Source organism: Pseudonocardia sp. DSM 110487 (assembly GCF_019468565.1).
Lineage (GTDB): Bacteria > Actinomycetota > Actinomycetes > Mycobacteriales > Pseudonocardiaceae > Pseudonocardia.
Map to the genome: position 1 here is coordinate 189,071 of NZ_CP080522.1, position 7,712 is coordinate 196,782.

Annotated in this window: 12 protein-coding genes; 9 read left to right on the plus strand and 3 right to left on the minus strand. The window is 68.3% G+C overall.

What is annotated here, in order from left to right:
* Nucleotides 1-108 precede the first annotated feature (108 nt).
* From K1T35_RS48555 to K1T35_RS48590, 8 genes are all read left to right on the plus strand, one after another.
* Complete coding sequence (locus K1T35_RS48555; RefSeq protein ID WP_220263568.1) at nucleotides 109-279, plus strand: hypothetical protein; 171 nt, start codon at nucleotides 109-111, stop codon at nucleotides 277-279.
* 504 nt (nucleotides 280-783) lie between these two features.
* Entirely contained in the window at nucleotides 784-1,035 is a 252-nt protein-coding gene (locus K1T35_RS48560) for a hypothetical protein (RefSeq protein WP_220263569.1), read from the plus strand.
* Complete coding sequence (locus tag K1T35_RS48565; RefSeq protein WP_220263570.1) at nucleotides 1,028-1,219, plus strand: hypothetical protein; 192 nt, start codon at nucleotides 1,028-1,030, stop codon at nucleotides 1,217-1,219. Before K1T35_RS48560 ends, K1T35_RS48565 begins: the two co-directional genes overlap by 8 nt.
* A 101-nt stretch (nucleotides 1,220-1,320) precedes the next feature.
* Complete coding sequence (locus K1T35_RS48570; protein ID WP_220263571.1) at nucleotides 1,321-1,707, plus strand: hypothetical protein; 387 nt, start codon at nucleotides 1,321-1,323, stop codon at nucleotides 1,705-1,707.
* Between the two features lie 69 nt (nucleotides 1,708-1,776).
* Nucleotides 1,777-2,184 (plus strand): hypothetical protein, encoded by a 408-nt coding sequence (locus K1T35_RS48575; RefSeq protein WP_220263572.1) that lies wholly within the window; start codon nucleotides 1,777-1,779, stop codon nucleotides 2,182-2,184.
* A 206-nt stretch (nucleotides 2,185-2,390) separates the two neighbouring features.
* Nucleotides 2,391-2,615: a hypothetical protein gene (locus K1T35_RS48580; RefSeq protein WP_220263573.1), complete on the plus strand. Its 225-nt coding sequence runs from the start codon at nucleotides 2,391-2,393 to the stop codon at nucleotides 2,613-2,615.
* 231 nt (nucleotides 2,616-2,846) lie between these two features.
* Nucleotides 2,847-3,044 carry a hypothetical protein gene (locus K1T35_RS48585; RefSeq protein WP_220263574.1) on the plus strand — a complete coding sequence of 66 codons (198 nt, stop codon included), beginning with the start codon at nucleotides 2,847-2,849 and terminating at the stop codon, nucleotides 3,042-3,044.
* 552 nt (nucleotides 3,045-3,596) lie between these two features.
* Complete coding sequence (locus K1T35_RS48590; protein WP_220263575.1) at nucleotides 3,597-3,914, plus strand: hypothetical protein; 318 nt, start codon at nucleotides 3,597-3,599, stop codon at nucleotides 3,912-3,914.
* 812 nt (nucleotides 3,915-4,726) lie between these two features.
* On the opposite strand, the gene K1T35_RS48595 is transcribed toward K1T35_RS48590, so the two are convergent.
* The 3 genes from K1T35_RS48595 to K1T35_RS48605 all read right to left on the minus strand — a co-directional run bounded on the left by K1T35_RS48595 (nucleotide 4,727) and on the right by K1T35_RS48605 (nucleotide 5,890).
* Nucleotides 4,727-4,885: a hypothetical protein gene (locus K1T35_RS48595; RefSeq protein WP_220263576.1), complete on the minus strand. Its 159-nt coding sequence runs from the start codon at nucleotides 4,883-4,885 to the stop codon at nucleotides 4,727-4,729.
* Between the two features lie 166 nt (nucleotides 4,886-5,051).
* The gene (locus K1T35_RS48600) at nucleotides 5,052-5,324 is read right to left on the minus strand and encodes a hypothetical protein (protein WP_220263577.1); all 273 of its coding nucleotides are present in this window, start codon (nucleotides 5,322-5,324) and stop codon (nucleotides 5,052-5,054) included.
* 356 nt (nucleotides 5,325-5,680) lie between these two features.
* Nucleotides 5,681-5,890 (minus strand): hypothetical protein, encoded by a 210-nt coding sequence (locus K1T35_RS48605; RefSeq protein ID WP_220263578.1) that lies wholly within the window; start codon nucleotides 5,888-5,890, stop codon nucleotides 5,681-5,683.
* A 210-nt stretch (nucleotides 5,891-6,100) separates the two neighbouring features.
* Here K1T35_RS48605 and K1T35_RS48610 point away from each other — a divergent pair, with 210 nt between their 5' ends.
* Nucleotides 6,101-6,382 (plus strand): hypothetical protein, encoded by a 282-nt coding sequence (locus K1T35_RS48610; protein WP_220263342.1) that lies wholly within the window; start codon nucleotides 6,101-6,103, stop codon nucleotides 6,380-6,382.
* Nucleotides 6,383-7,712 lie beyond the last annotated feature (1,330 nt).

Below are 7,712 nucleotides of genomic sequence, written 5' to 3' on the forward strand. Positions count from 1 at the left end.
TGACCACGTGCGGGTGCGGGCGGCGTACAGCGACCTGATGGGTGCGGTGCTCGCGGTGCAGGCCGACGTCGAGGCCGTGCGGCTCGGCGGGCGGGCGCGGTGGTCGTGATGGCCGACGCGGTGAGCATCGAGAGGACGCCGGACGGCGGCTGGCTCGTGACCTGCCCTGTCATGTCCATGGCGACCATGAACGAGAAGGTGGCGCGGACGAAGTTCGCAGAGTGGGTGGAGACGCTCGGCCAGGTCATGGACCAGAAGAAGGTGAAGGGGAAGCGATGACCACCGACCCGGCCGTGCGTGAGATCTCGGCCGGCAAGCTGCAGTTCGGTCCTCCGCCGCAGGCAGTGCCCGGTTTCGAATGGTGTGACCGGTGCCGCTCGAGCTTCGTAGGCCCGTGCAAGGACTGCCTGTCGCGACTGGATGGCGCGATGGCGACCCGGCGCAAGGCCCCGACCTGTGGGGCGCGGCGATGACCGTTTGGCCTGAGCCTCCCGCGCCGCCCGCGATCTCCATCGAACTGGGGCACGCACCGGTCTGGGATCCGCCTGCTGCTCTGACGAGCGTTCTGCGCTGGACGTGCTCGACGTGTGGGCGGGCAGTACTCCAGCGGCACGTGAACGCATACCCGCCCGTCTACGGCTCCGCGGCAACGGAGCCGTGTATCAGAGGCGGTTTCTCGATGAGCGCCGCGTCGGCCGGCGGTGGTGGGGCCTGATTGGCCCGGTCGTCTTGGCCGATAGCACTCACTACGACATTCGATCAACGCACTGAACAGGAGGAATCATGGAACGGCTGGACGACACCCGATACTCGCGGCCTGTAGAGCCGTTGACCGGACCCGTGCTCACTCGTGACGAGTACGGCTCGGAGGACGAGTGGCAGCGCTTGCCGGACTCCGAGATCGAGCGGCCGGGCGAGCACTGGCGCCAGCTCGGCGGGTGCGACGTGCGCGAGACCTGGTCGGGCCTGCTGTCGATCGGCGTGACGTCGTCGCCGCTTGACCGCCTCTTAAGGACAGGAGATCGAAATGGCTGACCGCATCTCCCAGGAGACCGAGGACGCCATCGTCAACACGATCGTCACCCGCCTGGTGGTCGACAAGGGCATGACCTGCGAGCAGATCTACGGCGATTGCGCGCCGGGCGACCAGCGATTGATCGAGGAGTCACTCGACCGGCACGCGGCCCGACAACGCGCCGCGGGCAAGCCGGGCTGGTGAGCTGACGAGCGACCGGCTATAGGCCGCCCTGAACGAGCTGTAGGAACGATTCCCCCGCCCGAGCCGACAACCCCATTCGACACCCTGATCAAGGAGAGACCATGCCGACCCCTGACCCGCTCGCCGAGCTGGCCACGATGACCGACCCTCGGGCGATGCGCCGCCTGGTGTTGGAAGCCCTGGCGGCGCGCGCCGAGGAGGCTCACGCCGAGCGCGTTGAGCGCGACGCGCGCGACCCGCTCGGCGCCGAGACCCCGTCGCGTCTCGCCGTCGTAGTGGCCGTGATCGACGACGCGTCCGCCTACTACTCGAACATGACTGCCCGCGGCGGCACGCTGGAGGACTACCGGGAGATCGCAGCCGACACCTACCGGTACGCCGAGGAGCAGATCCCCAGCCTGATCGCCTCGGTGATGACCCCGGAGCAGCGGTCCCGCGCGTACGCGCGGGTGGTCGCGGACATGCGCGGCCCGAGCGACGAGGACTGATGCCGGCACCCCGTGCGCGCGGGGGTCTACGCTGTCCCCGCGCGCGCGGGGAGGATCAGAGGAGGGTCGATGCCGCCGAAGAAGTGGCCCATCGAGCAGCTCGCTCCGACGAGCCGATACCGGGCAGGCCACCGAGACGCCGTCTCCCGCGCCGGCCACGCCGCCGACACAACGGGGTGGCGCCGCCGCCTGGCGCAGATCGAGGTCGACGACATCACGCTGGCCCTACTTGTCTCGGCGGTGCGGGCCAGCGGAGACCTTCGGGACGCGGCCGAGCGGTGCGGGCTCACGGTGCAGAAGGTCTACGGCCGGATGGCATGGGACGCCCGCTTCTCGGAGCAGCTCGAGCTTGCACTCGCCGAGGCGTGCAGCGGCGGCGAGCACTGCGGGACCGTGCGCGGCTACCGGTCAGGTGGTCGGTGTGCAGCGTGCAGGACGGCGAAGCGTCTCGATCGGGGGCCGAGGCGCCCCACCTAGACCAGCTTACACGTCCACGCCCACCCGGCTATGAGCCGCGCCGCCGGCAGGGGGAGCGGCGCGACGGCCGCACCCCGCCGCCCGCCTCGTCTTCACCCTCGGCTGCATCTGGAGGAGGTAGTCGCGGACCAGGCCGACTCGCTGGGTGGGCGTAGCACTACGACCGGCGAGCACGATCAGAAGGACAGGAACGAGCGATCGGCGCCGTGGTGCCCCGGATCGTGATGACCGGCAAGCAGTCCAAGCTCGTGCGCGCCCTGCGCGAGCTTCTCGACGAGTGCGGAGGAGTCGAGGAGTGCAGGCGGGGCGCCTTCTCTGGCAGCGGAGCCCAGGTCAGCACGGCCCTGGTGTGGATGCAGAGGCCGCTCGCCACACCGCCACCGGTGGCCGTCCAGCTGGACTTGTTCGACACCGACACCGACGCCGCGTGACCGATAGCGCCTCGAATGCCACGCCGCGGCGCGCACCGGGGCCCGTGGTCACGTGGCTGGTCCTGGTCGTCACGGTCGTCATCGTCTTTCGAGTAGTCGCACCGCACGGCCCGGGCCGGCGATCGTCTGGTTCTGGCCGGCGAGACTCCACCTTTAGCGTTGACGTTTTCACGTCTTGACGCTGCTACGCATTCCCGTTAGTGTTGCAGACGGGAGCTTTGAGGGAGGGTGATGATGGTTACCGACAAGGCCACGCCGGACCCGCCGGACCTGAAGCCGGGTGACCGGGTGCGCTGCTATGACACGTTCGACGCCACCGTGATCCGCGTAGAGAGCACGTGGCTGGATTCGTGGGCGGTTGTGGAGTTCGACCGCTACCTCGACTATGGGCCGACCCCGGTCCCCGTGCGCAACGTCCTGCCGCTCTAACTCGCCCCGCGGGCTCGCCCCTCCGGGGGCGGGCCCTCCATCCGGAGGAGCGATGGCCAACCCGGTCCCTGATCGGCGCGGCGCGTCGATCATCGGGACTCTCCGGCGGCGTCGATGGTCGGGGCAGTGGTGGTGGCCGGCGCCCACACAGGTAGAGCACGACCGAGCGAGTTTGAGGGCGTGGCCTGGCGGTGCGGCCACTGGTCCGGGATGCGGGAGATTGATCGTCTCCCCCTGATCAACTCGGCCGGTGGTCAACGGGTGTTCGAGTCCCCGTACGTCCTCACGCTCGCTCGGTCGTGAGTAAGAGTGTGGGGTTGGTCTGGTGCGCTCCCCGGCCCCTGGCAGCCCTGGACGCGATGCGCGTGATCGCGGACTACCGCCAGCTGACGGCCCCGGATGTGCTGAGGAACCCGACTGGTGGCGCGGGTGGCTTGTTGCTGGACGTGGACGGCGCCCTTTGACGGCCACGACGTGGCACGCCGAGGACGACGACTGGCTCTGCAGCTCGACACCTGCACCCCACCGACGACCAGCCGAGGAGCTGACGTCATGAGCGATCTGATCAAGGAGCTGCGGGACGCGCTGGCCGTGTTCCGCGAGTGCGAGCAGACCCTGTCCGAGCTGGGCGAGGCCGACGAGCAGCCCACCGATAACGAGGTGTGGGCGCGCGACGACAGCGGCGTGGAGGTCGCGCGCGTGGCCGACCGGCTCATGGCCGAGGTAGATCACGGGCTGATCGAGCTTCACGACGTCTCGTGCGGCGTGAAGATCGAGCCCGTGGCTGATGTCAGACGCCGCACCGCGGCCGAGCCGACGGCCTACCTCGACCGGCTGTGGCGAGCTCGTCATCCTCACCGAGTCCAGTGAATTGCAGGCGGCCGGGCGAGCGGACCAGCCGGCCGCACGGGCAGGCGAGCACACCCGCTCGCCGCGCTCGCCGCGCTCGGCGAAACGTGGGGCGGGATGCGCTCAACGGGATTGGCGCCGCCGAAGGGCTGCACGGTGATCTACCGGTTCGTCGACGGCGCCGCGATTGTCTACGTGGGCAGGCGAGGTGGATGCGCAGACTGAGGCCGGAGCCGAAGGATCGTCGGCGGGCTGGGCCAGTCCTGGTGTCACGTGGCCGATCACCGATGGTGGTCCGATCGTGCATCGCTCGCTTGGCCCCCCGAATTTGGTCCAGTCGTGTATTTTCCGGGTATCGGTACCCGGTCCTCTGACATCTCGCGTCCGCCGGAAATCGGCGGTCAACATACGCCAAGTGGTTGAAGGCGATCGGTTAACGGGTCTGCTGTCGGGCCGAATGGAGCAAATTGCGTTGCTCCCTCACTTTCGCGGCCACGCGATCGGTCGAATGGTGTCTTCTCGGCGCTGCGCGCACGCCGAGTGCCGCCGGTGCGTGTCGGGATATGCAGAGAGCGGGCTGTGACGTGGCGTACTTGTGGCGGCGCGAGAAAGGACCCCTTGCCTGGGTCCCCCTCGTACATCTCGCGTCTCGATCACCCCGAGTGAGAGTTCGAGAGGTACGCGCTGTGAACCTTGACCGGCCACCGCACCACCATGAGCCCCGCTACGCCCCACAGCAACGTATGTCGCCGCAGCAGGACGACGCCTCACCGGCGCCTCCTCCGGACTGGACCCGTGTCGTCGCGTGGGCGCTGCCAGCGTTCTACGGTCGCTCATGGGTTCCATGGCTGCGGCTCACGGTCATCCTCGCGGTCGTCGCGACGATCGCTGCGTCCGTGGCCATACTCGTGCTGGTTTGAATCGGTGTAGGTCTCTGCGCCGGGCGGCGTGATCATGTCGTCGTCGTGGATGCCCTCGACCACCTCGATCACCTCGACCACCGAAATGCAGTTGCCCTGCAGCTGTCGCAGCGCGTCGGCTCGCTTGTCCGCGACGTCGGCCTGGATGCGCAGGACTGCACGCTCGAGCCGGTTGGGATGAGTGCCGGTAGGTCGCGGTGTGGCGGATGTAGCCGCTCATGATCAGCTCCCAAGTTGATCAGTCTGATCGGCGGGCCGTCGTTCCTGGGTCGGACGCGCCACGCGGGCGTGAGAAGGTCGTGATCCTGCGTCCGTACCGGGCGAGGTAGTTGGTCGCGCGGTGGTCGTAGTCGAATTGGCGTTTGGCTGTGGAGAACTCCATGCCTGTGCAGTGGTCCTGGTAGTAGGCGGCGAACGCGTCGGCGTGGTATCGGGGCATGCCGAGCGTGTAGAGCCATTCGGCCGGGTCGGTCATCGCGGCGGCGCGCGTCGCGGCGTCGGTGTGAGCCATGATCGATTCCTCCTCGTGGCCGGGCCTGTGCCCCGATCCGGGTCTGCGCCACCCCGTGGTCGTCAGGTGTCTTCGGTTGCTCGGTTAGGGCTCGGTGTCGTATTCGGGGGTCGTAGGGTGGCCCGATCTCGGGCTGCGGCTCTGCGGTGAGGTCTTCGACGGGCTGCATCGCGACGTAGGCCATGTCCGGTGCCTCGCCACCTAGCAGTCGCGCAGCCACTTCTACCTCGCGCTCTACTGGGCCCAGGCCGCGGAGGCGGCCGGCTGGACCACGGGCGACGACCTGGACCTGCGCCCGCGCCACGCTGGCGAGGCTCGTTCGCGCATCTCGGACCACGCCCCGAGCGGGCGGGGCATTAGCCCACCTCGGCCAGGTGGGCGTGGTGCAGGACGTTGACGCCGGTGCTTCCGGGGTTGTCGTACCGGTGACCGCATGCGCACTGCCAACGGTAGTCGGTGTATGCAGACTTGCCGGGCCCGCCGCTGTGCCACTCGACCTCTGCGGAGTGCCCCTCGGGGGCGGCGGGAGTTGCGGTCTCGGCGGCCGTGAGCAGCCACATCTGCATCGGTCTGTCCTCCCTCGTCGCGTGTTGGGTTTCTTCGCCCGCCCCTGTCTTCTGTCTGTAACGTTAGCGGTTTAGCGTAGTCCTGTCAATGGGTGTTCACGCTAATTCGCGGTGTCTGCCTGGAGTTTTGCTGGTTTGGGTGTTGACCACGGACAGGCAAGACGTTAGGGTTAGAGACAGATGGAGCGGGGTGGATGGGGGAGGTTCGGGGTGTCGGTCGCGGTTGAGGTTCCGGCGGTTGAGGTTCCGGCGGATGGTGTGGGCGCGGCGGGTGATCCGTTGGGGGAGTTGCGGGCGCGTCTGTATCGGATTGCGGTGGAGGAGGCGGATTCGGATCCGGTGGCTGCGTTCTTTGATGCGGCGCCGTTGGATCCGGGTTTCGGTCGTCGGGTGGTGGCGTTGCGTGAGCGTCGTCGGCGGGAGGCTGCGCATGATGAGACGGGTGGTTTGGGGGAGGACGAGGAGCGTGCGCGGTCGGAGTTCCCCCGGTGACCTGGGGGTGACGACCTGGGGAGAGGTGACCGGGGGGAGGCGTGGGCCGGTTGGCGCGCGCTCTCCCTCGTGTGACCGGTGGCTGGTTTCGGTCACACGAGGTTTCGGTCACGCGGGGCTGCGGTCTCGGCGGTTCTGGTTTTCGGTCACAGCTGGTGGTGGTGCCGGTTTGCTGGGTGGGGGCCGGCCGCTGCGGGCGCCGGCTGTCTCATTGTCAATGATTGGTTGACTGGCCGGGTGTCGGGCGGCATGGGGGCGGGGGTAGCTGCTGCTCGAGCTGCTGTGTGGCCGCAAGCGGCGACACCCAGCTCTCCGACGCGGAAGGCCCCACCGGCCGTTGTGCGGCTGCCCCGGCGCCGCACAACACAACTCCCGGGCGGGTGGTGGGCGCCGTGTCTGGGGCTGTCGGGGAGGGCGTGAGGTGCTCTGTGGGTGAGCGCTGGTGGGGTGGCCGCGTCCGGGGTCCAGAGGCGAAGGGTCCGAGCTCGCTGGCTGCCTCGCGGAGCGCGTGGGTGGCTGTGGGGCGTGCGTGGTGCGGCGCGGTCGCGGGCTGCCGGCGGGTGGCTGGTCGGTTGTGGTCTTGCTGGCGCTGGTTTTCGGTCACACGGGGGTGTGTGTGCCCGGGTTTCGGTCACAGGCCCCTGGGTGGTCGTGGCGGTTTGTGGGTGCGTGGGGTGTGTGGTGAGGCCCCTGTGTGGGCTGGAGTGGGGGGTCGGCGGGGCACGGGGTGGCCGGCTGTCTTGTTGTCAATGATTGGTTGACCTGGCGGGTGTCTGATGCGGGCGGTGGGGTGTCGTGTGGGGTTCCTCGAGCTCGGTGTGGCCCCGCCGGGCCGGGGTGTGGGCCCCCGCCGCTCCGAGCTGGCGGGTGAGGATGCTGGGCGCGGGCCGGCGGCCTGGCGGTTGGGTGGGGGAGAGGGCTGTCGGGGAGGAGGGGCCCGCGGCGAGGCGGTGGCGTGGAGGCCCGCCGGCTGGTTCGGTCGTGCGACCGGTGGGGTTTCGGTCACAGCGGGTGATTGCCGGAGCCATATGCTAGAGTTTTGACGTGAAAACGGCTAGACTTGAGGTGAAACGGTAGCGTAGTATTGTGAAGAAGCTAAGACGCGGAAGCGTCTTAGCGTGAAAACGTCGCATTTGACCAGGTAAAATCGCTTGAAATGCCTCAAACGGTGTTCAGCTAAACGCGCGTAAGCGCGTTTTTGTCTTGTTGTCTTCGTTCTAAAACGTAGAGACGCTAAAACGTCCCAATTGACCTGGGAATGTCGCGCTTTAGCGCGACGCAATTCGGTTTCTTCCTGGGGCGCGTCAGCGCCCCAGAGGCCCCGGCCTCG